This is a genomic window from Pseudomonas sp. SWRI154 (assembly GCF_014268645.1).
GTDB classification, from domain to species: domain Bacteria; phylum Pseudomonadota; class Gammaproteobacteria; order Pseudomonadales; family Pseudomonadaceae; genus Aquipseudomonas; species Aquipseudomonas marvdashtae.
On sequence record NZ_JABWQW010000005.1, the window covers coordinates 199,633 to 222,097 of the forward strand.

21 protein-coding genes are annotated in these 22,465 nt (G+C 61.9%); 6 read left to right on the forward strand and 15 right to left on the reverse strand.

All coding sequences use genetic code 11. The annotated features are described in order from the left end of the window. Positions 1–56: 56 nt before the first annotated feature. From HU806_RS06995 to HU806_RS07005, 3 genes are all read right to left on the reverse strand, one after another. Positions 57–431: a response regulator transcription factor gene (locus HU806_RS06995; protein WP_186610695.1), complete on the reverse strand. Its 375-nt coding sequence runs from the start codon at positions 429–431 to the stop codon at positions 57–59. Between the two features lie 100 nt (positions 432–531). Next, positions 532–1,182, reverse strand: coding sequence for a response regulator transcription factor (locus HU806_RS07000; RefSeq protein ID WP_186610696.1), 651 nt, complete (start codon positions 1,180–1,182; stop codon positions 532–534). 18 nt (positions 1,183–1,200) lie between these two features. Further along, positions 1,201–2,274: a sensor histidine kinase gene (locus HU806_RS07005; protein ID WP_186610734.1), complete on the reverse strand. Its 1,074-nt coding sequence runs from the start codon at positions 2,272–2,274 to the stop codon at positions 1,201–1,203. A 404-nt stretch (positions 2,275–2,678) separates the two neighbouring features. Between HU806_RS07005 and HU806_RS07010 the strand changes: the two genes are divergently transcribed. Further along, positions 2,679–3,620 carry a LysR family transcriptional regulator gene (locus tag HU806_RS07010; protein ID WP_273018673.1) on the forward strand — a complete coding sequence of 314 codons (942 nt, stop codon included), beginning with the start codon at positions 2,679–2,681 and terminating at the stop codon, positions 3,618–3,620. Between the two features lie 19 nt (positions 3,621–3,639). On the opposite strand, the gene HU806_RS07015 is transcribed toward HU806_RS07010, so the two are convergent. Beyond that, a complete protein-coding gene (locus tag HU806_RS07015) occupies positions 3,640–4,653 on the reverse strand; it encodes a GlxA family transcriptional regulator (RefSeq protein ID WP_238350129.1) in 1,014 nt (337 codons plus the stop codon). A 230-nt stretch (positions 4,654–4,883) separates the two neighbouring features. Here HU806_RS07015 and HU806_RS07020 point away from each other — a divergent pair, with 230 nt between their 5' ends. Beyond that, a complete protein-coding gene (locus HU806_RS07020) occupies positions 4,884–5,885 on the forward strand; it encodes an ABC transporter substrate-binding protein (RefSeq protein WP_186610697.1) in 1,002 nt (333 codons plus the stop codon). 22 nt (positions 5,886–5,907) lie between these two features. On the opposite strand, the gene HU806_RS07025 is transcribed toward HU806_RS07020, so the two are convergent. From HU806_RS07025 to pdxR, 3 genes are all read right to left on the reverse strand, one after another. Then, entirely contained in the window at positions 5,908–6,312 is a 405-nt protein-coding gene (locus tag HU806_RS07025; RefSeq protein ID WP_186610698.1) for a cupin domain-containing protein, read from the reverse strand. A gap of 129 nt (positions 6,313–6,441) precedes the next feature. Then, complete coding sequence (locus HU806_RS07030; RefSeq protein WP_186610699.1) at positions 6,442–6,735, reverse strand: putative quinol monooxygenase; 294 nt, start codon at positions 6,733–6,735, stop codon at positions 6,442–6,444. Between the two features lie 123 nt (positions 6,736–6,858). After that, positions 6,859–8,292: a MocR-like pyridoxine biosynthesis transcription factor PdxR gene (pdxR, locus tag HU806_RS07035; protein WP_186610700.1), complete on the reverse strand. Its 1,434-nt coding sequence runs from the start codon at positions 8,290–8,292 to the stop codon at positions 6,859–6,861. Positions 8,293–8,701: 409 nt separating this feature from the next. Between pdxR and HU806_RS07040 the strand changes: the two genes are divergently transcribed. Further along, the gene (locus HU806_RS07040; protein WP_186610701.1) at positions 8,702–9,142 is read left to right on the forward strand and encodes a carboxymuconolactone decarboxylase family protein; all 441 of its coding nucleotides are present in this window, start codon (positions 8,702–8,704) and stop codon (positions 9,140–9,142) included. 396 nt (positions 9,143–9,538) lie between these two features. Here the strand turns inward: HU806_RS07040 and HU806_RS07045 are convergent, their stop codons facing one another. The 7 genes from HU806_RS07045 to HU806_RS07075 all read right to left on the reverse strand — a co-directional run bounded on the left by HU806_RS07045 (position 9,539) and on the right by HU806_RS07075 (position 18,230). Further along, the gene (locus HU806_RS07045) at positions 9,539–12,112 is read right to left on the reverse strand and encodes a bifunctional diguanylate cyclase/phosphodiesterase (protein ID WP_186610702.1); all 2,574 of its coding nucleotides are present in this window, start codon (positions 12,110–12,112) and stop codon (positions 9,539–9,541) included. Between the two features lie 128 nt (positions 12,113–12,240). Beyond that, positions 12,241–12,915, reverse strand: a complete 675-nt coding sequence (locus HU806_RS07050) for a DUF2238 domain-containing protein (RefSeq protein ID WP_186610703.1) — start codon at positions 12,913–12,915, stop codon at positions 12,241–12,243. 2 nt (positions 12,916–12,917) lie between these two features. Continuing rightward, positions 12,918–14,717, reverse strand: coding sequence for a thiamine pyrophosphate-requiring protein (locus HU806_RS07055; protein ID WP_186610704.1), 1,800 nt, complete (start codon positions 14,715–14,717; stop codon positions 12,918–12,920). A gap of 128 nt (positions 14,718–14,845) precedes the next feature. Further along, positions 14,846–15,349, reverse strand: a complete 504-nt coding sequence (locus tag HU806_RS07060; protein WP_186610705.1) for an HvfX family Cu-binding RiPP maturation protein — start codon at positions 15,347–15,349, stop codon at positions 14,846–14,848. 16 nt (positions 15,350–15,365) lie between these two features. Continuing rightward, complete coding sequence (locus HU806_RS07065) at positions 15,366–16,004, reverse strand: ferric reductase-like transmembrane domain-containing protein (RefSeq protein ID WP_186610706.1); 639 nt, start codon at positions 16,002–16,004, stop codon at positions 15,366–15,368. Between the two features lie 166 nt (positions 16,005–16,170). After that, positions 16,171–17,493, reverse strand: a complete 1,323-nt coding sequence (locus HU806_RS07070) for an ATP-binding protein (RefSeq protein WP_186610707.1) — start codon at positions 17,491–17,493, stop codon at positions 16,171–16,173. Next, entirely contained in the window at positions 17,490–18,230 is a 741-nt protein-coding gene (locus HU806_RS07075; RefSeq protein ID WP_186610708.1) for a response regulator, read from the reverse strand. Before HU806_RS07075 ends, HU806_RS07070 begins: the two co-directional genes overlap by 4 nt. Before the next feature lie 224 nt (positions 18,231–18,454). Between HU806_RS07075 and HU806_RS07080 the strand changes: the two genes are divergently transcribed. The 3 genes from HU806_RS07080 (at position 18,455) to HU806_RS07090 (ending at position 20,580) form a co-directional block, all read left to right on the forward strand. Then, positions 18,455–18,718: a DUF2790 domain-containing protein gene (locus tag HU806_RS07080; RefSeq protein ID WP_186610709.1), complete on the forward strand. Its 264-nt coding sequence runs from the start codon at positions 18,455–18,457 to the stop codon at positions 18,716–18,718. A gap of 70 nt (positions 18,719–18,788) precedes the next feature. Next, on the forward strand, positions 18,789–20,000 hold the full coding sequence (locus HU806_RS07085) for a cytochrome c biogenesis protein DipZ (RefSeq protein WP_186610710.1): 1,212 nt from the start codon (positions 18,789–18,791) through the stop codon (positions 19,998–20,000). A gap of 250 nt (positions 20,001–20,250) precedes the next feature. Then, on the forward strand, positions 20,251–20,580 hold the full coding sequence (locus HU806_RS07090) for a hypothetical protein (protein ID WP_186610711.1): 330 nt from the start codon (positions 20,251–20,253) through the stop codon (positions 20,578–20,580). Between the two features lie 4 nt (positions 20,581–20,584). Here the strand turns inward: HU806_RS07090 and HU806_RS07095 are convergent, their stop codons facing one another. Further along, complete coding sequence (locus HU806_RS07095; RefSeq protein ID WP_186610712.1) at positions 20,585–22,450, reverse strand: sigma-54-dependent Fis family transcriptional regulator; 1,866 nt, start codon at positions 22,448–22,450, stop codon at positions 20,585–20,587. Between the last annotated feature and the right edge of the window lie 15 nt (positions 22,451–22,465).

Here is a 22,465-nt window from a genome sequence, read left to right on the forward strand (position 1 = left end):
AACGGTTGCTTCGTAATGCTGTTCACCCATGAGGGACGAGAAACCGTGGCAACGGATCATGCTTGGCGACCGAGTATCGATTCGATACAAGCGACCAGCTCGGCACACCTGAACGGCTTCGCAAAGACCGCCACCGAACCGCCAGCACCCGGCCTCGCTCGCGGCGGCACGGCGGGAAGGCCGGTGATGAAAATGAGCGGGATATCAACGCCACGGGCGCGCAGTTCGTCCAGCAATTGAACACCTGTCATGCCCGGCATTTGAATGTCCGACAGCAGGCACGCGGTGTTTTCAAGTTCAGCTGAAGATAAGAAATCGATGGCGCTGGCATAAGTCCTGACGCTGTAACCGTGAGAGCGCAGCAAACCATCCAGCGCAACTCGAACCGATTCATCATCATCGATAACTGAAACAATTGCGGTGTCAGACATTTCGAAACCTGGCAGTAATGTCAGGTCGCCATAAAAGCGCCCTTGTCCCTGCAAGATACGCTGTCCAAAAGCCGCGCCAAGTATACGTGGGTATGAACGTTCAGCGGTCGCGGTCCGGTTCCAGGGCCTGGGCCATGCGCACCAGGTCGGCAAACGAACGCGCGCCCATTTTGCGCATGGCCTGGCCTCGGTGAATCTTGACGGTGATCTCGCTCAAGCCGATTTGCCCGGCAATCTGCTTATTCATCAGACCCGACGCGGCCAGCGCCATCACCTGGCGTTCCCGGGTAGTCAGGGTGACAAAGCGCTCGTGGAGCGCCTGCAGGCCGCGCTCGGAGTCGCGGCGCAGCCGGTCGCGTCGATGGGCGGCGGACACCGCATCGATCAAGTCCTGTTCGCGAAACGGCTTGGTGAGGAAATCCACCGCGCCGGCCTTCATTGCCCGCACCGTCATGGCGATGTCGCCATAACCGGTCATGAACACGATCGGAAGATGAATCTCGGCACTCGCCAATTGCTGTTGGAAATCCAGTCCGCTGATGCCGCGAAGCCGCACGTCCAGCAACAGGCAACTGGCGGTGTCGGGGCGCGGGTGCTGCATGAACTGCGTCACCGAGTCGAACAACTCTACGTGCAGACCGATGGAGCGCAACAGGCTGCGCAGGGATTCGCGCAGCGATGCGTCATCGTCCACCACGTAGACAATAGGCTCGTTGGCGAGTGGCTGGCGTATGGCGTGGCTTGAGGTCATGGCGGCGTCCGGGACAGGTCAGGCATCGGAAAACAGCGGCAACGAAAACGTGAACGAGGTGCCTTGGCCCACCTCGCTGGTGGCCCAGATCCTGCCGTCATGGAACTCGATGATCGAGCGGCAGATGGAAAGGCCTATGCCCAAGCCGTTTTCCTTGGTGGTGAAAAACGGCTCGAACAGCGAAGGCAGGATCTGGGCGGCAATACCTGTTCCCTGATCCGCCACCTCCACCAGCACCTCGTGTTCTTGCGTCCAGGTGCGTACATACAGGATCCGCTCGGACACCCTGATGGTTTCCATGGCGTGGCACGCATTGGTGATCAGGTTGATGATGACTTGCTGCAGCTGCACCCGATCAGCATTGACTTGGCTGGCCGTCGCCGCCAGGTTCACCTTCACGCTGACGTTGTGATCGACTATTTGCTGGCGCACCAAATCCAGCGATTCGCTGACGATTTGGTCCAGGCGCTCGGGCTCGCGCAGGGGGTCGCATTTGCGCGCCATCGCTCGGGTGCGAGCGATGACTTCGCTGGCGCGGCACGCATTGGCGACGATCCGGTCCAGCGAGTCGAGAGCCTCCTTGAGATCGGGAACCGGACGTTCGAGCCAGCGGCGACAGGCCTCGCCGCTGCTGGTGATGGCCGTCAGCGGCTGATTCACTTCATGGGCGATAGACGCGGCCATTTCACCCAACGAAGTCAGCCGAGTGACGTGGGCCAACTGGGTTTGGGCGCCGATCAGGTAGGCCTGGTTGCGGCGCAAGCTGTCCGAAGCCTGTTTGCTGCGCAGAGCCAGGAACGCGATGGCCGACAGGGCGGTGAGGCAGCGAAAGAAACCCGTGGTCGATTCCCAGCGGTGGTAACCGCCGTTGTAGAGGAACATCGCTGTCAGCAGGAGCATGCACAGCAGCGCAACAGTGATCACCAGGTTGATTGAAAACAGATTGGCCGCCATCAACAGCAACGTGATGTAAAGCAACGTCGGCGCCAGGTCGGAATGGGTTTCGGAGTTGATGATGACAATCCCGCAGGCCACCACCAGGCCTACCGCCCACCCCAGGGCATTGACCAGCGGGTGGGCGCTGATCCCCATCGAGGGCCGCGCGGTCATTTGGCAGGGGTTATGCCGAAGATTGTCATAGACGTACCGAAGGCTGTCATAGACGTTTCTGAACATCGTGGCGGGTATGGGCACGCTGCAGACCTTCTGTTTTTACGGTCCAGCCCCGGATGGCTGGGAAGACGGGGCGTTGGTCGTGAATCTTAAAAGCTGCCCCTGGCAGCGGGTAGGACATAAAACCCTGAATTCCTGCCAACCCTGTGTATACCCAGGTATCGATGAGCCTGCCCTAAGCGTGAACCGGGTGTCCTCTCGTACGACAGACGCCGGGCGAGCGAGGGGCATAACCTTGCAAACACACCGTCGTCGAGCCGGGTGGAACGACCCGGCGCGATGTTCCTTCCTGACTCATAGGCGCTGTGCCTGGGATGGCTACCATGATGAACAGAAATGACCTGCGTCGTGCTGACATCAATCTGCTGGTTGTCTTCGAAACGATGATGCATGAGCGAAATGTCACGCGTGTGAGCGAGAAGCTGTTTCTCGGCCAGCCGACCATCAGTGCCGCCCTGGCACGTTTGCGCTTGATGTTCGATGACCCTTTGTTCATACGCGCTGGCCGGGCGATGGAGCCGACATTCCGGGCGCAGGAAATCTTTTCCAACCTGTCGCCGGCACTGGACGGTATCGCCGCCGCGTTGAGTTGTTGCCAGGCATTCGACCCCTGCACGAGTGACACAACGTTTCATATCGGTCTGTCCGACGACGTCGAATACGCGCTGCTACCGAACCTGCTGCACCGCCTGCGTATCGAGGCCCCCGGCACGACGCTGGTGGTACGCCGGGCCGATCAGTGGCAGATGTGCCAGTTGCTGGCCTGCGGAGAGATTACCCTGGGTATCAGCCACACCCTGGAGCTGCCGGCCAATGCCCGGCGCAAGGCGCTGCGCCCGATTCGGCCGATGCTGTTGCGGGCCGATTCGCGTCCTGGCGAACTGACGCTGGATGAATTCTGCCGCCGGCCCCATGCGGTGGTTTCGTCCATGGGCCACGTCATCGATGATTCGGACCGTGCTTTGGGCCTGATGGGCCAACAGCGGCGGGTGGTGCTGACGGTGCCGCAATTCAGCGCCTTGCCGGTGCTCCTGGCGCGCAGTGACCTGATCGCGATCGTGCCCGATTATGTCGCGCGGGCGATGGCACAGACCACAGGCTTGCGGGCGGAGCCGGCGCCGATCCAGTTGCCTGAACATGAGCTGTCGATGGTCTGGCGGGGGACTTCCCATAATGATCCGGGAGAGCGTTGGTTGCGTTCGCGGTGCTCTGCCTGCATCGCCGAGCAGGCCGAACCACCGGCCCAAGCCAGGCGTGTGGCCTGAACGAACGCCGTCGCCCCGGTCAGCGCGAGAACCGGTTGCGGTATTCGCGCGGCGAGATCGATAAATGGCGCTGGAACGTATGGCGCATCCGCTCTTCGTCACCGAAGCCGCACGAGCGGGCGATCTGATCGATGTTGCGCTCGGAGTCCTCCAACAGCCGTCGCGCCGCCTCAAGACGGAACATCTCGACCGCCTTGGCCGGGGTTCGTCCAGTCTGGCGCTTGTAGACCCGCGCGAAGTTGCGTGGGCTCATGCGGGCCTGTCGGGCCAGTCGCTCGATGGTCAGGTTGGCATCCTCCAGGTGCTGAGCGATCCAGGCGTGCAGCTCGTCGAAACCGGCGCTATCGCGAGTCTGTGACAGCAACAGTTGGCTGAACTGCGCCTGTCCACCGGGCCGCTTGAGGAACACCACCAGCTCGCGAGCCACCTGCAGCGCGACGTCGCGACCGCAATCGGCTTCGACCAACGCCAAGGCCATGTCGATGCCGGCGCTGACACCCGCCGAGGTCCATACCGCGTCCTGTTGGATAAAAATCGCGTCGAGGTCCACTTCGATCAGCGGAAAGCCACTTTTGAGCATCTCGCACATCGCCCAGTGCGTGGCCGCGCGGCGCCCATCCAGCAAGCCGGCCTGGGCCATGAGAAAGGTCCCACTGCACACCGACGCCGTGCGCCGGGCCTTGGGCGCGGCGGCGCGCAACCAGTCCACCAGCTCGACGCAGTCAATCATCGCCTGGCGGATGTCCGGGGCCCCCGGCACGATCAGCGTGTCAATGAGGGCGTTGTCGAATGGTCGCAGGGAACAGGTGTCGACCACCAGCCCTTCGGCGGTTTGCATCAGCCCGCCGTCCAGGCTCGCGGTGTGCATTTGATAACCGGGCATGCCGCGCTCGGCCATGGCTTTGGTGGCCGCCCAGAAAACCGTCTGGGCGCCCGTCAGGTCAAGCAGGCCCATCTGCGGATAGGCGAGGAATACCAACGCGCGCGGTTGGGACATCGACTCGGCGGCGATGTGGGTGTTCATTTCGTTCATGGTCGCGTCGGCTCAGCTCGGTACAGTTTCAGTGGAAAGTGGCATGTCCGCAGGATGACGACTTGCCGCATCGCTTCGATATTCTTGGGGTGATTAAGCCTGTCCTTGAATATTGTCAAGCCTGCCGCGCAGGGCGTTATGGTGCTATGTATATGCGATACAGGTATTTAAATTTTATTTTTTATAGCTTTAAAGTCGGAGCCTGAATTTATAACCAAAAGGTCCCGGCCATGGCATCTAAGCGTCCCGCTCTCTTCATCACCCTGGTGGCAAGCCTGCTGATAACACCGTTGGCCCACGCCGAAGGCAAGATCAGCATCGCCCAGCAATTTGGCATCGGCTATCTCATCCTGGATGTGGTGCGCGACCAGCAGCTCATTGAAAAACACGGCAAGGCCCAAGGCCTGGACATCAAGGTCGACTGGAACAGCATCTCCGGTGCGACTGCCATGAACGAAGCCTTGTTGACCGGTGCCCTTGACGTGGTATCGGCAGGGGTGCCGCCGATGCTGACGATCTGGGACCGGACCCGGGGCAAGCAGAACGTCAAGGCCATCGCCTCGCTGGGTTCGATGCCTAATTACCTGCTGACCAACAACCCCGACATCAAGACGCTCAAGGACTTTACCGACAAGGATCGTATCGCCGTGCCCGCGGCCGGCGTCGGGTTCCAGTCGCGCACGCTGCAGATCGAGACGGCAAAAGTATTCGGCGATGATCAATACAAGAAGTTCGACGACATCTCGGTCAGCCTTCCACACCCGGATGCTACGGCGGCGCTCATCGCCGGCAAGTCGGAGATCAACTCGCACTTCTCCAGCCCGCCGTTCCAATATCAGGCGCTGCAAAGCGCCAATGTGCATAAAGTCCTCAGCTCCTATGACGTGCTGGGCGGACCGGCGACGTTCAACGTGCTCTACACAACGGAAAAATTCCACGACGAAAACCCGAAGACTTACCGGGCGTTCTACGATGCGCTCGTCGAGGCGCAGGGGATTATCAAGGCCGACAAACCCGCCGCCGCCCAGACCTACATCCGCGTAGAGCAATCCAAGCTGCCGCTGCCCCTGGTCGAGAAAATCGTCACCGATCCGGAAATCGACTTCACAGTCGTGCCACAGCGCACCTATATCTACGCCGAAAAGCTGCATGAATTGGGCGTGTTGAAAAACAAGGCCGGCAGTTGGAAGGATTACTTCTTTGAAGAGGCCCACGGTGACGCGGGCAGTTGACCGGCCGTTTTCGCGCCAGGGGTCAGTTTTCCAACGGGATCAGCACGGCCTCGTTATCGCCCATCACCATGAACACCAGCAGCTTCGCTGGTTGGGTGGCGCTGGCATTCTTCGACACCAGGTGCTCGGAGCCGGCGGGTTCATACCAGAACTCGCCCGCCTTATAGGTGGTCGCCGGTTCGCCCTTGACCTGGGAGGTAATCGCGCCTTCAAGGACATAGGCCATGGCCGTGCCTTGGTGTTTGTGGGCGATTGACGACTGGCCGGGTGCATAGTCGACAGTGAGCATCATGGCTTTCTTGCCGGGCAGGTTCTTCAATTGCTTTTCTTGCAGCACTTGGACTTTCTCGGAGGGGCCGGCTTCGTGAGCGAAGAGCGGGGCAATGGGGAGCAGGCTCAGGGCGGCGATCAGGCAGAGTGTTTTCATCGTGGCGGGACCTTGGTGGTGAGTGAATTCGCGCGGTGGCGAAGGCTTCACCCTAAGCCCCTGGACAGCGTGGAAAAACCTCCAATTCGGCAAAAGACCGGTAGACCAATGGGGCAACGATCGGACATTTCACACCAGCGGAAAACTATTGAAGTCCACGCTGCGGGCCAGGCGGGTTTCGATCAGGCTGATGAAGCCCTGGACCTCGGGACAATTGAAGTGAGCCTGCATGGCCGCCTCCGACTGCCAGCGGGCGCTGACGTTCCAGCGGTCCGAGTTCTCGGGGCAGCGATCGACCATGTAGGCATCGCAGCCTGGCAAGGCGCGCAGGGTTTCGACGATTTGCTGCAACTGCCGGCCCAGTTCTTCCGAACGCCCTGCGGCGGCCTGCACCTGAACGGTATTGATCACTTGGCGAGACATTGTCCTGGCTCCTGAATCAACTTGCACGGGATCTACCCAGACACTCAATGACACCTGGGCAGAATAGGCCCGCCGAGGCGAGGCTGAAACAGCCAATGGGCGGATAAACGTCCAGTCCAATCGTCAGGCGACCTGCCGCAAAATATCGCGCAAGCGGTCGAGGGCAATATCGATGTCGAGGAGTTCGATGCCGCCAAAGCCCAGTATCAAGCCGGGTCGCACAGCTGCCACATGGAAAAAGCCGTCGAGGCTGTAGATCCCGACTTCGGCTTTTTTTGCCAGTTCGATGATCAGGGCCAGGTCCATCGGCACCTTGCACAGCACCGCCATATGAAAGCCCGCCGTGGTGGGCACCGCTTCGAACCAGGGCGACAGGTCGTCGCCCATCCGCGCCAGGATTCGCTCGCGCCGAGCGGCATACAGCGCGTGGCAGCGCCGGATGTGCTTGAGCAGGCAGCCCTCGGCGATGAATTTCGCCAATGCCCATTGGGGCAGGGTGGAGGTGTGCTGGTCGGTGAGGCGCTTGGCCAGGATCACCGCTTCGAGAATCGCTGGCGGCAGGATCGCATAGCCAAGCCGCAGCTCCGGCAGCAGGGTCTTGGAGAATGTCCCGACGTAGGCCACGATCCCGCGCTCGTCCATGCTCTGCAGCGAGTCGGTGGGTCGGCCTTCATAGCGAAACTCGCTGTCGTAATCGTCCTCGATGATAATCGCCCCCAGCTCATAGGCCCGCGCCAGCAGAGCCTCGCGCCGGGGCTGGCTCATGGGCATGCCCAGGGGAAACTGGTGGGACGGCGTCACATAGATCAGCCGCGTGCCGTCGGGAATCAAATCCACGCGCATGCCTTGCTCATCCACCGGCACCCCAGCCACCGTCGCGCCGTGTGAGCCAAACAAAAGGCGTGCCGGTGGATAGCCAGGGTCTTCCATCGCCACCAGACTGCCGGGGCGAGTCAGCACCCGTGAAATCAGATCCAGTGCCTGCTGCGCGCCGTTGCACACCACCACGTCAGCGTCCTGGCAGTTGACCCCGCGGGAAAACGCGATGTGCTGGGCGATGGCGTTACGCAGCGCCGGCAGGCCTTCGGGTTGGCTGTAGAAACCCTTGGCATTGGCAATCTGGCGCAAGGCGTGGGCGGTGCAGCGACGCCAGTCGTCCAGCGGAAACTGGCCCTTGCCGGTGGCGCCGCCGATGAAGTCATAACGCAGCGCGCTCTCGGGGTTAGGGTGTCGCAGCAAGTCCGGCATGTTGCGCCAAGCCTCGACGACATCAGCACCGGCAAGCTCGCGGTGGCTTTGCTTGCGCACGATCATGGCCGGGCGGGCGTTGACATAGGTGCCTTTGCCAATTACGCCGGTGAGAAAATTTTCGTAGGTCAGTTGCGCATAGGTATCGGACACGGTCTTGCGCGAAACACCCAGTTGCTCGGCCAACAGGCGGCTGGGCGGCAGTTGGGTGCCAGCGGCCAGCCGACCGCTCTCGATGGCGCTGCGCAATTGTCGATACAACTGGCCCAGCAGGTCCTTGCGGCCGTTGATGACAACATGAAGTTCCATACCCGCGGGCTCCCGGATGATCGATTGCAGCAAGAGTCAAGCAGCCAAGGTTACCCGCATCCAGCGATTGCAGTGAAGTTGCGTGGCGAAAATCCCGGCCATTGGCCTAATGCTGTTCACTTAAGGCAATCGACAAACCCGTGGCGAGGGAGCTTGCTCCCGCTGGGCCGCGAAGCGGCCCTAAAACCTGCCAAATGCGGAACATCAGACACACCGCATCCGTCGGTTTACGACTGCTTCGCAGCCGAGCGGGAGCAAGCTCCCTCGCCACGGGTCGGCATTTTCCTTAGATGAACCGCTTGCGGCCATTGGCCTACCGTCTTGGTCCCGGCATTTTTCGGCGGATTGGACCTGTCGCGAGCGGCTACGGGATTTTACCGTGGACGCATCGACCAAGAGGGAAACCGCCATGAGCCCGCGTCTGGATTACTACAGTGCGTCCCCTAGCGCGATGAGGGCAATGATCAGCCTTGAAGCGCTGACCAGCCGCCTGAGCATCGAGCCGGCGTTGCTTCATCTGATCAAAATCCGCGCCTCGCAGCTCAACGGCTGCGCCTTCTGCACCGACATGCACTCGATGGACGCGCGCCGCCAGGGCGAGACCGAGCGGCGCCTCTACGCGGTGACGGTGTGGCGCGACAGCGGATTCTTCAACCCGCGCGAACAGGCAGCACTGGCCTGGACCGAAGCCGTCACGCTATTGGCCGAAAGCCAAGTGCCCGAAGACGTCTACAACCTGGCGCGCGCCAATTTCAGCGAAGAAGAACTGGTCGACCTGACCCTGGCGATCAGCACCATCAACAGCTGGAACCGGCTGGCCGTGAGTTTTCGCCAGAGCCCGGGAGGCTAGGTGGGGTGGGCATATACACGGCGGCCGTCAGGCCGCCATCGCAAGCTCGCTGGCACAGGAAACGCGGTCCCAACCAAAACAAGGTCGGCTATAAGGCCGCCTCGCGGCGGACGTTGATCTCGGCGCCCCGTTAACCACGCTGGCCGAACGCAGGTATTGCGCAGTGGGCATCCCGGCATGGATGCCGGGATAGCCGCGCTGGCCCATGGATGGGCCTTCGCGGCGGGCCCCCGGAGCAATGCCTGCGTTCGGGCACACCGAGCCTAGGCGAGGTGCCGAGTGGTGGGGCAAAGGCACTTTGGTTACTTTCGTGCCCTTCGAAAGTGACTCGCTGTAAAAGCGAAACCATTGGCAGCCGTTACCGCAGCAATGGATATGTACCCGGTCAACAACCCGCTATAACCACCGAGGCGTAGTAAAAAACGAAGCCATCTGCGAACGAGCCAGCGCCGCGCCAAAGTACGGCCCCTGCACATGATCGCAAGCCACACTGCGCAACTGATCATACTGCCGCGCATTCTCAATACCCTCGGCCGTCACCATCAGCCCGACACTGCGACTCAATCGAATCATCGCCAACACCCCTTCCTGATCGTGCTCCAGCCCCAACTGCGCCAAAATATTGCGATCGAAACGGATACCGTCGAACGGCTGGTCAAGCACCTCGCGCAGGGAAGCGATATTGGTGCCGAACTTATCGATATTGATCCGCACGCCCAACGCCTTGAGGGCGTGCAAAGTATTGGCGAGCGTCTTGTGATCGGTCAGCAACACCCCTTCCGCCACCTCAAGGGTCAGGCGCTGCGCCGGCAAACCGCTGGTTTCCAAGGCCTTGTGCACTTGATTGAAGAGAAAACTGCTGCTGAACCACCTCGGCGAAACGGCGACGGACAGGGCGAGCGCGTTGGGCCAGGTCATCGCCTCCTCGCAGGCATTGATCAACATCCAGGTGCCCAGCTCCTCCAGTTGGCCAGACGCCTCGGCCACGGGGATGAAATCGGCTCCACCCAGTTCGCCTCGCTCGGGATGGTGCCAGAAGACCTGGGCTTCAAAACCATGCAGCTGTTCGGCATTCACGTCGAAACGCGGCAGGTAACGCAATTCAAGCTGGTCCTGGTGCATCGCATCGCGCAATTGCTGCTCGTAGCGGCGGCGGTCGCGGGCGACATTGCCCATGGCCTCTTCATAGACACGCCAGGTATTGCGGCCGGCGCCCTTGGCCGCATACAGGGCGATGTCGGCCTGGCGCAACAACTCTTCGGCGCGCTGATCGCGAGGCTGCGACCAGGCAACCCCGATACTCACCCCCAGGTACAAGGTGTTGCCGTCCAGGTGCATGGGCCGTTGCATGCAATCGATCAGGCGCTCGCACAGTTGATCGAGATCGTTCGCATCGCCGGGGTTGGGCATGACGATGACAAACTCATCGCCCCCGAGACGGGCCACCAGGTCGGTGCCGCGGACGTTTTGCTGAAGGATATGGGCCACTTCCTTGAGCACTTTGTCGCCCACTGCATGACCCAGGGAGTCATTGACCGGTTTGAATCGATCCATGTCCAGGTTCAGTATCGCCAGTGGCGTCCCTTGCGCCCGGTCCAGGTGTTCGCTGAGGCAATCGAACAAGCGGTTGCGGTTGGCCAGCCCGGTCAGCGGGTCGTGCAGCGAGAGGTGTTTGATCTGCGCCAGCGCGCGCAATTCATCGGTGATGTCAGTGGCTGTGCCGCGAAAGCCCAAGCTGCCGGCATCAATGGCCCGGACCGAGAGTTTGCAGGTGCGAATACGTTGATTATGCGCAGTGTATTCGCACAGCAGCGGGGCGGATGAGGCACTGTTGGCACCACCGAGCAGCCAATGCGCGATCGAGATCGACCCGCTGTGCGGATGAAGCAACCGGTGCAGCGGCTTGCCCAGCCACTCGACGGGACTGAACCCCGTCACTTGTTCGAAGCGTTCGGACAGATAGGTTAATGTCCCGGCCGAATCGACTTCCCACAACCAGTCCGACGATACCTCGGCAATGTCCCGGAAACGCTCTTCGCTGCGCTCCAATGCTTTGCGGTGCGCGAGGAGGCTGGTGTACTGGCGTTCCTGGGCGCGGAGCATCAGCAGCGCATGGCGCAATACCGCCAAGGCCATGATCCCGAGAAACAGCAAGGCCAAGGCCAGCAACGGCAGCAGCACTTTGCGCAGGTCCTTGCCGGGCGTCGCCGGGCGCCATGCGAGCGCTTCGCGGGTCAGGTCGTTGAGCAAGACCTGGGCAGTCTCTTCGGGGCCCGGCGTATAGGCGATATGCGCATCGGGCAGCGCAAAATCCCGCGACAGGCCTTGCAACGCCGCGCTGTCCAGGACTTTCACGAATAACAGCAGGCTGGGCGGGCCTGAAATTTCGGGGACGCTGTTGTCCGTGCCGATGGTAATCGCCGAGACGGCGACGAAGGCCGGCGCGTCTTCGTGGTGCAGCAACTCGACGATCACCTCATCGCGGTTCTCTTCGGTGCTGGCTTTGCTGGCGAGGGCGCGCAGGTCGCCGCTCAGCCAAGTGTCAGCCGCCACCTCGCTCATCTCGCCATCGATGACCGAATAGACCGTCTTGCCGGTGGGGGAAATGACAAACACGGCTTGATAGCCGTAGAGCGAAAACACACTGCTGCCGACATTTTCCTGGTCATAGGCCCAGTCCTTGTCGACTTCCACGTGGAGGTGCCGGTAGGCGTCGCTCCATTTGGAGTAGTCGCTCAGGTCGCGTCCGATACCGGTGCGGATACCGTCGATGGCCCGTTGGGCGAAGAACAGGCTTTGCTCTCGGGCCTGTTGGTCCTGGGTCTGGGTGATATTGAGCAGCACCGCGATGGCCAGTGCGGACATGATGAACAGCAACAGCATGATGGCCGGGAAGGTGCGGCGGGTGAAACTTCGGGTCGGCCGCTCGCCGGTTATCGCGGGGGAGCCATTGCCAGCATCTTCGATCATAAGAACAAGCCATCAGCGAAACGCGAGATACCTCGCACTAGCTTTGTATCGGCTGACTGACTGATTAACTTAATAAAAGTCCGGAAATGCTGACCAACTGCAGCAACTTTTTCTCCCGGCGCCGGCTATCAGGTACTGGCTTTGTTGCGCATTGCCCATTCCAGGGCAAAATCGCGCTGCTGGAAATAATTGACCGCGGCAGCGGCCACCAGCGTCATGCACGCGGCCAGCGCCGCCAGCGCCATGTCCTTTTGCGCGTCCCAAGGATCCTGTTGCGCACCCACAAACGCCTTCGCGGTATCACCGCCCATGTAGGCACCACCCACCCATTCGATCAGCTCATAAATAGCCGAGGACGACAGGATCAGGTTCCAGGCCAGGAAATACCCGCTGAACCCCCGGGCTGGAATGACCCGCAGCAGCGCCTCGCGTACCGGGTAAGCGAGCAGCAGGCCGTAGCAGAAGTGCACCAGGCGATCGAATTGGTTGCGCTCAAAACCCAGCAGTTGATCCAGCGGCAGCCCCCCCGACAGGGCCTGCCACCACTGGTTGTACGGGACTTTCGCGTAGGTGTAATGGGCGCCGACCTCATGGATGCAGAGAAACACGAACACCAGGGTGGCGGACAAACGGGAGAAGCTGAACCTGCGGTGGACGGCCACCAGGACCATCAGCAGCGCAAACACCAGCAGGTTCTCCGCGAGCCAGTCGCTGCGTTTCATCGGCGCAATGGCCAGCCATGTCCATAGGGCGACAAAGCTTCCCAACAGGATCAGCTCATATCGGCTTGCTTTCGTCCGCATGTTCACTCTTTGTCCTTGCGGTGGCCCGGCAGCAGCGCGCCCAACACCTGTTTGGCGGTCGCCACGACGATGCCGCGCTCGTTCGGGTCGCCCTGAAGCAGAGTGGAAGCGAATTTCTTCGCCTGTTCCAGCTTGATATGCGGCGGCAATGGCGGCACGTCGGGGTCGGTCCGAAACTCGATGAGCACCGGCCGTTCGGCGGCGAGCGCTTGTTCCCACGCGGTGGCGACGTCCTTTTCCTGATCGACGAGGATGCCTTTGAGGCCGATGGACTCGGCGAACAAGTGATAAGGCACGTCGGGAATGTCCTGGGACGCTTCGAATTTCGGGTCGCCTTCCATGACGCGCTGCTCCCAGGTCACTTGATTCAAGTCCTGGTTGTTGAACACCGCGCAGATCCAGGCGTTGTTCGTCCAGGTGCGCCAGTATTTGGCGACGGTGATCAGCTCGGCCATGTTGTTCATTTGCATCGCGCCATCGCCCACCAGCGCGATGACCGGCCGATCCGGATGGCTGAACTTGGCGGCAATGGCGTAAGGCACCGCGGCGCCCATGGAGGCCAGGCCACCGGAGAGCGAGCACATCATGCCGCGACGGATCTGGATGTCCCGGGCAAACCAGTTGGCGCAGGAGCCCGAATCGCAAGTGATGATGGCGCGGTCCGGCAGTCGCGGCGACAGCTCGAACGTGACCCGTTGCGGATTGATCGGCTTGGCCGTGACCAGGGCTCGGTTTTCCAGGGTCTTGTCCCAGTCCGCTCGCCACTGTTCGATTTTCTTGCGCCAGGCGCGGTCGGGCTTTTCGTCGATCAGGGGCAGCAAGGCCCGCAGGGTATCGGTGCTATCGCCTTGCAGGTTGACTTCCATCGGGTAGCGCAGGCTCAACATGTCCGGCTTGAGATCGATCTGCACGCCGCGTGCCTGGCCTTCGGCGGGCAGGAACTCGGCGTAGGGGAAGCCGGAACCGATCATCAGCAGCGTGTCACAGCTGGCCATAAGGTTGTCGCTGGGCTCGGTGCCCAGCAGGCCGATGGACCCTGTGACCCACGGCAAGTCGTCGGGCACCGCCGCTTTGCCGAGCAGGGCCTTGGCGACGCCAGCGCCGAGTTTATCGGCAATGGCGATCACTTCATCAGTGGCGTGCAACGCGCCGGCACCCACCAGGATGGCGACTTTCTTGCCAGCGTTGAGGACATCGGCGGCCCGGCGCAGGTCTTCCTCGTAGGGCACCACCTTGGGTTTGCGATAGCCGACCCCGGAATGGAGCGTGCCGTGCTTGTGCGGCGGTGCGGTGTATTCCAGCTCTTGCAGGTCGTTAGGCAGGATCAACGCCGTAACCCGGCGCTCGCCCACCGCCGTGCGCACGGCGCGGTCGAGCAGATGGCGCACCTGGGCCGGTGCGCTGGCTTGCTGGACGAACGCGCCGGCCACGTCCTTGAACAGACTGACCAGGTCCAACTCCTGCTGATAATGCCCGCCGAGGGCGTTGCGCGCTTGTTGGCCGCAGATAGCCAGGACCGGCATGTGGTCCATGCGTGCGTCATACAGGCCGGTGACCAGATGCGAAGCCCCCGGCCCCGACGTGGCGATACACACCCCCAACTCGCCAGTGAACTTGGCGTGGGCGCAGGCCATGAACGCGGCCATTTCCTCATGGCGTGCCTGGATGAACTGGATCTTGCCCTTGGCTCGGTTCAAGGCGCCAAACACGCCGTTGATGCCATCGCCGGGGTAGCCGTAGATGCGACGCACCCCCCATTCATAAAGGCGTTCAACCAGAAAATCGCCGACGGTCATGCTCATGTCTGTTCCTCGTCTCGATGGGCTGTCTCGATCGGCTGCGACCACTGTGGCAGCGGTACGCAGCGCTTTGGCTCATACAGGACTGGACCGACGCAAGCCGCCCAAGGTTTCGATTTTTTTTGTTGCCGCTACCGACGGCGCAACGTCTTGAGCAACGCATCTGTACTCAGATTCCCGGCGCCTTGCAGGAGCAGCGGCAGCAGCGCTACCAGGTAAATCAACGGCAGTTTGAAGTTGCCATGACCCTTGTTGGTAATGGCATACCCTTGTGCCAGTTCACTCAGGCTCGACCAATCCGCTGGCCAGTGCACGGCGGCGGTGGCGACCACGGTGACGATCATCAGGACCAGCGCCGAGAAACGCGTGCCCAGGCCAACCAGCAAGGCGATGGCGCAGACCAGTTCCGCCCACATCGACAACTCCCAATTCCAACTGGCCGGCACATGGTTGAAAGGGAAGGGGAAGGCCGATTGGATCTCGGCGAACCAGTTCTGGCCGTTCCATTTCTCCAGGCCGGATTCGAAAAACTCCCAGGCCAGGAATAGGCGCAGCCCCAGCGGTGCGAGCCATGAGCCGGCTTGATCGAGACTCGGATGCAGGCCGTTCAAGGCTTTCGATACGATGCAATACATGGTCGATCTCCTTTGCTCAAGCCGTGCGTGGCAGGGGTTGGCGCTTGTTGGCCTGGGCCAGTTTGCCCACCAGGCGGATGGCGGTGGCGGCGCAGATCAGGCCGAAGGGCAGCACGTACCAGTCGCTCATCGGAATGCGCTTGAAGTTGGAGTAGGCAAAAATCGCCGCCAGTACCCACATGCCGGTGGTGTGCAGGCGCTTCCAGGCTTTGGCGCCGAGCAGCCGCGTGGTGCTTTTGAACGAGGTCAGGGCCAGCAGGAGGACGAACACATAACCGACGCTGCCAGGCACGTTGCCGAGGGTGGTCCGGCCGGGCCAGAACTCGGTGTTGAGCTGGCCATAGGTGTAGATCAAGACCGCGTGGACCAGATGGGAGAAGGCAAAGGCCAACCCGATGAAGCGCCGCTCACGCACCAGGGACTTGCTCAGGGGCGAGGGCACCAACACGGCAAACGCCGAGGCCGTGAAGGCCAGCAGGAACAGGACGAAGGAGGAGCGGGCGGTGGCGCGAATCGCACTGCGCACGCCTTCGGTAAGGTCTGGGTTGAGCATCACGGTCAGTGCGGTCATCAGCAGCACCAGGACGGCAATCAGGCTGAACAGCGACCAACCCTGGAAACGGAAAGCAGGCGGCGTTGCGGTGGTGGTAGGCATGGGAAGCTCCTTGGAAGTCGGGGCCCGGCCATCACGTTGGCCGGGGACACAAGGAGTCTTTCAAGTGGCTGTATGCGGGGTGTGTCTGGAAAAGGCGCCCTGTGCAAGTTTGTGTATGCCGTGTGCCCATTGACACACTGGCATACAAACCCGCTGATGAATCTGGCTAACCTTCGCCGGTGGTATTGCGGCCCAGGCGCAATTCAGCACACAAGCCGCCGCCGTCGCGATTGCTCAAACTCAGCGACCCGCCCATGGCGTTCGCCAGTTGTAGGGCGATGGCCAAACCCAGGCCCGTACCGCCGGTTTCCCGGTTGCGCGAGCTTTCCACCCGATAGAACGGCTTGAGCACTTCTGCCAGTTCTTCCTCGCTGATTCCGGGGCCACGGTCCAGTACCTGGATCGCCAGTTGGCCGTCGTCGGCAGGCTTGACCTGGATTTGTGCCGCGCCGCCAAATTTCAGGGCGTTGTCCACCAGGTTGACCAGCACCCGGCGCAGCGCATGAGGGCGGGTATCGATGACGGCGGCGTTCTTGCCGGACAACTGCACGTCCTGTCCGGTGTCCTGATAGTCGAATACCAGGCTGTCGAGAAACGCATCCAGGCTGATCCGGCAACTGGCCTCGGTGGCGCCGTGGATGCTGCGGGCGTAGGCCACGCCTTCGCGCACCAGATGCTCCATTTCGCTCAGGTCGCTGGACAACTTGTCCTTTTCAATGCCGTCGTCCATGAATTCGGCGCGCAGCTTCATGCGGGTAATGGGCGTCTGCAAATCATGGGAAATGGCTGCCAGCAGGTGCATGCGCTCCTTGAGGTAAGCGGCGATGCGGTCTTGCATGGCATTGAACGCCTTGGCCGCATGCACCACCTCGGTTGGGCCTTTTTCGTCCAGGCGCACGCCGTGGGCATTCGGGTCGAGGGTCTCCACCGCCCGGGCCAACCGGGTGAGGGGGCTGACGGCGATGCGCACGGCCAGCCAGGTGCAGCCGATCAGCAGCGCCAGTTGACCGAGCAACACCGCCGGGAGCCAGGGCGAAAGGGGCGCCATGGCCGGGCGTACGTCGATCGTCAAAGGTTCGCCGTCCTTCAGGCGCAAGTGCGCCTGGTAATGCATCGTTGGCCCTGGGATTTGGTTGTAGGTCAGCGCATAGGATTCACCCAGGGCTTCCTGGATCGAGCTGACCGATACCGGTGCATTGTCGGGGAGCATCGGCATGCCTGGCTCGCCTTCGTCGAGCACGTAGTCATAGTTGCGCCGGGCGAGTTTCGGCAGCCAGGACTGCCGTTCGGCGGCCGGCAGGCGGTCGAGAATGGCGACTGACGTCGAAACGTCAGTTTCCAGGTTGCCGAGCATGGTGTTCTTGGCGCTCTCGTAGCGTTCGTAGTACTGCACGCCGAACGACAGGCCCTGGGCCAGGACCAAACCGATCAGGAAGATCAGCGACAGGCGCGAGGCGAGGGTACGCGGCCAGCGTAGCGGCAGACTCATGCCGAGGCCTCGAGGATCTCCACCGGCAGCGAGAACACATAGCCTTCGCTGCGCACGGTCTTGATGTAGGCCGGCTCACGGGCGTCGTCCAACAGGCGTTGGCGCAGCCGGCTGACCAGCAAATCGATGGAGCGGTCGAACAGGTCGGCATCGCGGCCCTGGGTCAGGTTCAGCAACTGGTCGCGATTGAGCACCCGTTGCGGATGGTCGAGGAACACTCGCAGCAGGCGATATTCCGCACCGCTCAGGGCGACCATGGTGCCGTCGCCGTCGAGCAGGTGGCGGGCAGTGGTGTCCAGGCGCCAGCGACCGAACGCCAACAGACGCCCGCTCTCGGTGACCACCAGGTTTGGCGGCAGCATGCGGGTGCGGCGCAGCACGGCGTTGATCCGGGCGAGCAGTTCGCGGGCGGCGAAGGGCTTGACAAGGTAGTCGTCGGCACCCATTTCCAGGCCGATGATGCGGTCGGTTTCGTCGTTGCGGGCGGTGAGCATCAAAACCGGCGTGGCCTTGTGCTTGCCGGCCCGCAGTTCCCGGCACAGCACCAGGCCGTCGTCGCCGGGCATCATGAGGTCCAGCACGATCAGGTCCACCGGGGTGGTTTCCAGGAACGTGCGCATTTGCCGGCCGTCTGCGACCACGGTGGTGCGCAGGCCGTTCTTTTTCAGGTAGTTGCCTACCAGTTCCCTGATCTCGCGATCGTCATCCACGATCAACACATGATCGACATGATCCATGGTGTTCTGCCCCTTTGCCTGTTGTTGCTGGCCAGTCTACAGCCGCCGGCCGGCATGGCCCGCGCCGGTTTGTATTGCAGTGTATCTGGAGCGCGACGGATACACAGCGTTGCAAAAAGCCCCTTGGCTCGATACAGGCGTGATACCTGGGCGGCGTTCAATGGCATCCATCGAGGCACACCACGGCCTCTGCGATAAACATCCATTGAATCGAGGAAACCGCCATGAACACCAAAGCCATCTACGCCACCTGCCTGTTCGCCGCGCTGAACATCTGCACCTTGTCGGCCCGGGCCGAAAGCAATGTCCAGGCGCAAACCTACACCTACGGCAGCCATCTGGACATTCAGAAAGTGTTGTCCCTGACCGAAGATCCGCAGCCGGCGTGTGGCGTGGTGAACGCCCACATGACCTACCTCGACTCGATGGGCCATAAGCAGGCGCTGGACTATCGCAAGTTCTCCGATAACTGCAGCAACGAAAACTGATCTTCTCTACCTGTGGCGGGGCGCTTGCTCCCTCGCCACAGGTTCTACGTCAGCCTTTATAGGTGTTCCCATGCTTCTGATCGCTTTTCTCGGCGGGATCCTGACGATCCTCAGCCCCTGCATCCTGCCCGTGGTGCCATTCCTGTTCGCTCGGGCCAATCAATCGCGCAGCTCGGTGCTGTTGACGCTGGCCGGCATGATGCTGACGTTCGCCTTGGTCTCCAGCCTGGCGGTGGTCAGCAGCGAATGGGTGATCCACGCCAGCAGCATCGGTCGGCAAGTCGCCCTGGTGGTGATGGTGCTGTTCGCCCTGTCGTTGATGTTCAGCCGGGTCGGTACCTGGCTCTCGCGTCCGCTGGTCAGCCTGGGCAATCGACTTGACGCCGGTGCCGGACGGATGGCCGGCCCTGCGGGGTCAGTGTTGATCGGGATTGCCACTGGGCTGCTCTGGGCTCCCTGCGCCGGGCCGATCCTTGGGGTGATCCTGACCGGGGCCATGTTGCAAGGCGCCAGCGCCGAGACCAGCCTGCTTCTGCTCGCCTACGGCCTGGGCAGTGCCTTGTCGCTGGGCACGCTGATCCTGGCTGGCCGCGGCTTGATCGGTCGACTGAAACCCTCGCTGCCGATCACGGCCTGGCTGCGCCGCGCCACCGGGGCGTTGGTATTGTTGGCGGCCGTGGCGATTGGCACCGGGGTGGATGATCGCTTGCTCGCCAACACCTCGTCCCAGCAATCGACCAGTCTGGAAAAAAGCCTGTTGGAAAACGTGCCCAAGGCCATCGACTACGTGGTCAGCAAGGCCGGTGCGAGCTCGATGCCGGACCTCCAATCCCAGGGCGCCATGCCTTCACTGGACGGCGCAGTGCAATGGCTGAACTCACCGCCGCTGGATCGCGAGGCGCTGCGGGGCAAGGTGGTGCTGGTGGATTTCTGGACCTACGACTGCATCAATTGCCAGCACACGCTGCCATACGTGAATGATTGGGCCAGGAAATACGAGAAGGACGGGCTGGTGGTGATCGGTGTGCACACCCCCGAGTACGGCTACGAGAAGATCATCGCCAACGTGCGCGATCAAGTCCGCAAGCTGGACATCCAATACCCGGTCGCGATCGACAACCAATATGCAATCTGGCGCGCCTTCAACAACCAGTACTGGCCGGCTCATTACTTCATCGACGCCAAGGGACAGGTGCGCTACAGCCACTTTGGCGAAGGGCAGTACGGCGAGCAGGAACAAGTGATCCAGCAACTGCTGCAAGAAGCCAAGGCAACCCAGTAACCGTGGCGAGGGAGCTTGCTCCCGCTGGGCTGCGCAGCAGCCCCAAGAAAGCACTGACCACCTCGGTGTGTCAGGCAGACCAAAGGGCCCAAGCTCCCTCGCCACCGCGAGGAGTCGTTAAAAATAACTTATATTTCAATCATTTGAATGATTAATCTGCAAGCGTTTCTAGTTTTTCGACAGTGCTGGCCCCTTGCTCATCAAGGTGAAGTCAAACTTCTTTTATTTCAGAAAGTTGGACGACAAACCTATGCGTGTTTCTATCTGGATCGCGGCGGCCATGGTCTTGGCCGCTGTCTCGCTCGAAGCCCAGGCCAAGGCCCTCACCGCCAACCAGCAGTCGGTGTGTCGCTGGGGAGCGGACATTGCGGCGGGAGCGCAGGCGTCGAAGCTGTCTGGCGTCAGCCTGTACGGCGCGCGCAAGAAGCTGCAAGTGCGCAAGTTCCCCCGGCCCTGGATGCGCATGACTGCCCTGGGCATTACCGAACAAACCTACAACAGCGCATCGCGGCTCAAGCCGGCTGCCGTCAAGCAGACCTATTACGAACAATGCGTGCGTCACGAACTGGCGCGGCGATAAGTTTTCAGCCTGGGCTCCTGCCGGGCATTTCAATGCCGTGCTGGTGCACCCGGCGATACAGCGTTGCCCGGGAAATGCCCAAGGCTCGGGCCGTCGGGGTAGGTTTCCAGCGGTGACGCACCAGGGCATCGAGCAGCGCCTGGCGTTCCGGGCTGGCGCTGGGTTCTTCGCTACGAACGGCGGTTTGGGTGCCGTGCAGTGACTCAGGCAAATGGCTGAGCTGGACGACGTTCGTGTCGCAGACCGCGCAGGCATAACGCAATACGTGCCGCAACTGACGCACATTGCCTGGCCAGTGGTAGCCGAGCAGGCATTCCAACGCCGCGCCGCTCAGTTGCACCGAGCCCCCGCAGAGCGCCGACTCTTCGTCCAGGATACGGTTGATCAAGGCCAGTCGATCAGTGCGCTCGCGCAATGGCGGCAACTGGAAACGGGCGCCGCCAAGACGGAAATACAAATCCTCGCGGAATTCGCCGGCCGCCACGAGGCTTTCCAGGTCGCGGTGAGTGGCGCAGATCACCTGGATATCCACGGCCTTGCGCCGCGATGTGCCCAGCGGCGCCACTTCGCCCTCGGCCAGCACCCGCAACAACCGCGTTTGCAAGGCCAGGGGCATGTCACCGATTTCGTCGAGGAACAACGTGCCGCCATCGGCCTGTTGCAGGAGCCCCTGCATGCCCTTGGTCGAGGCGCCGGTAAACGCTCCGGCTACATAACCGAACAACTCGCTCTCGATCAGGCTTTCTGGGATCGCCGCGCAGTTCAACGCGACGAAGGGCCTATCCCGGCGCTGGCTGGCCTGGTGCAGTTGGCGGGCGAAGACTTCCTTGCCGGAACCGGTTTCGCCCTGGATCAGCACCGGCAGGTTGCGGTCCTTGACCCGCACCGCCAGGTTCAGGCTGTCCGCCAGGCGGGGATCGAGCTCGGTCGGCGTCATGGCGGCGCGCTGGCGCAAGGATGCCCGGCGGCGTGGGGCGCTCAAGCGGCCGTGCAAGGATGGCGCGAGGGGGTAGAGGCTTTCGTCGCGGGCGCGATGCAGCAGTTGTGGGTCAAAGACCTGGCTGATGTGTCGGGGTAACTGGCCGTAGCGTTGTAGCAGATACTGGCGGGCCGCCGGGTTCAGCGCTTGCAGGCAGCCGTCGTCGTCCCAGGCAAACAGCAAATCCGGCTGGCTGTCGACGTACCCGGCGTTGCCATGAGCGCGTAAAACCCAGTAGCCCTGGGCACTGCTCATGAAGAATGCCTGTTCGATTTCCCGCGCGCTCTGCACCACCATCTGCCGGATCAGGTGCTGGGAGCGTCGGTCATCCGGCGAACGCACCGCCGAAACGTCGAGCACCCCGAGCAATGCTCCTTGCGGGTCGAAGACCGGCGCGGCGGAGCAGGTCAGGCCAATGAACGCCGCGCGGAAATGGTCGCGCTTGTGCACGGTCACGGCCGTCTTGGCGGTGAGCACCGCCGCCACGCCGCAGGTGCCTTCTTCCCCTTCCGACCAACAAGTGCCTAGGTACAGCCCGGCCTTGCGGCAGTCGTTGCGAAGGGTGGTTTCGACGCGGTAATCGATGGTCTGGCCCTGGGCATCGGTCAGCAGTACGCAATAGTCGGCATCGCGTACCCGGCCATGCAGGCGCGCCACTTCATCGCTGGCGATGTTGAGGAACAGTTCAGAGCGTTCGCGACACTGCTTGAGCACGTCGTTGGAAAGAATTCGCGGACCCTGCAGCGAGCCAGGATCGAGGTGATGCTGCTCCATGGAGCGGCGCCATGAATCGAGGGTCAGGTCCGGCACGGGCAATTGCGGCAGTTGAGCGGCGTTCTTCAGCACGCGGCTGACGCAATCCACATGCGCCCGGGAGTGAGCGGAAAGCATAGGGGCCTCCGGTTC

Bases quoted from the DNA above. Each gene is read 5' to 3' on its own strand.
- HU806_RS07020 (WP_186610697.1), top strand. From the start codon at position 4,884: ATGGCATCTAAGCGTCCCGCTCTCTTCATCACCCTGGTGGCAAGCCTG.
- HU806_RS07040 (WP_186610701.1), top strand. From the start codon at position 8,702: ATGAGCCCGCGTCTGGATTACTACAGTGCGTCCCCTAGCGCGATGAGG.
- HU806_RS07065 (WP_186610706.1), bottom strand. From the start codon at position 16,004: ATGCCTACCACCACCGCAACGCCGCCTGCTTTCCGTTTCCAGGGTTGG.
- HU806_RS07075 (WP_186610708.1), bottom strand. From the start codon at position 18,230: ATGGATCATGTCGATCATGTGTTGATCGTGGATGACGATCGCGAGATC.
- HU806_RS07005 (WP_186610734.1), bottom strand. From the start codon at position 2,274: ATGGGGATCAGCGCCCACCCGCTGGTCAATGCCCTGGGGTGGGCGGTA.
- pdxR (WP_186610700.1), bottom strand. From the start codon at position 8,292: ATGGAACTTCATGTTGTCATCAACGGCCGCAAGGACCTGCTGGGCCAG.
- HU806_RS07060 (WP_186610705.1), bottom strand. From the start codon at position 15,349: ATGTATTGCATCGTATCGAAAGCCTTGAACGGCCTGCATCCGAGTCTC.
- HU806_RS07050 (WP_186610703.1), bottom strand. From the start codon at position 12,915: ATGCGGACGAAAGCAAGCCGATATGAGCTGATCCTGTTGGGAAGCTTT.
- HU806_RS07055 (WP_186610704.1), bottom strand. From the start codon at position 14,717: ATGAGCATGACCGTCGGCGATTTTCTGGTTGAACGCCTTTATGAATGG.
- HU806_RS06995 (WP_186610695.1), bottom strand. From the start codon at position 431: ATGTCTGACACCGCAATTGTTTCAGTTATCGATGATGATGAATCGGTT.
- HU806_RS07085 (WP_186610710.1), top strand. From the start codon at position 18,789: ATGCTTCTGATCGCTTTTCTCGGCGGGATCCTGACGATCCTCAGCCCC.
- HU806_RS07095 (WP_186610712.1), bottom strand. From the start codon at position 22,450: ATGCTTTCCGCTCACTCCCGGGCGCATGTGGATTGCGTCAGCCGCGTG.
- HU806_RS07010 (WP_273018673.1), top strand. From the start codon at position 2,679: ATGATGAACAGAAATGACCTGCGTCGTGCTGACATCAATCTGCTGGTT.
- HU806_RS07070 (WP_186610707.1), bottom strand. From the start codon at position 17,493: ATGAGTCTGCCGCTACGCTGGCCGCGTACCCTCGCCTCGCGCCTGTCG.
- HU806_RS07090 (WP_186610711.1), top strand. From the start codon at position 20,251: ATGCGTGTTTCTATCTGGATCGCGGCGGCCATGGTCTTGGCCGCTGTC.
- HU806_RS07030 (WP_186610699.1), bottom strand. From the start codon at position 6,735: ATGTCTCGCCAAGTGATCAATACCGTTCAGGTGCAGGCCGCCGCAGGG.
- HU806_RS07000 (WP_186610696.1), bottom strand. From the start codon at position 1,182: ATGACCTCAAGCCACGCCATACGCCAGCCACTCGCCAACGAGCCTATT.
- HU806_RS07080 (WP_186610709.1), top strand. From the start codon at position 18,455: ATGAACACCAAAGCCATCTACGCCACCTGCCTGTTCGCCGCGCTGAAC.
- HU806_RS07025 (WP_186610698.1), bottom strand. From the start codon at position 6,312: ATGAAAACACTCTGCCTGATCGCCGCCCTGAGCCTGCTCCCCATTGCC.
- HU806_RS07045 (WP_186610702.1), bottom strand. From the start codon at position 12,112: ATGATCGAAGATGCTGGCAATGGCTCCCCCGCGATAACCGGCGAGCGG.
- HU806_RS07015 (WP_238350129.1), bottom strand. From the start codon at position 4,653: ATGAACGAAATGAACACCCACATCGCCGCCGAGTCGATGTCCCAACCG.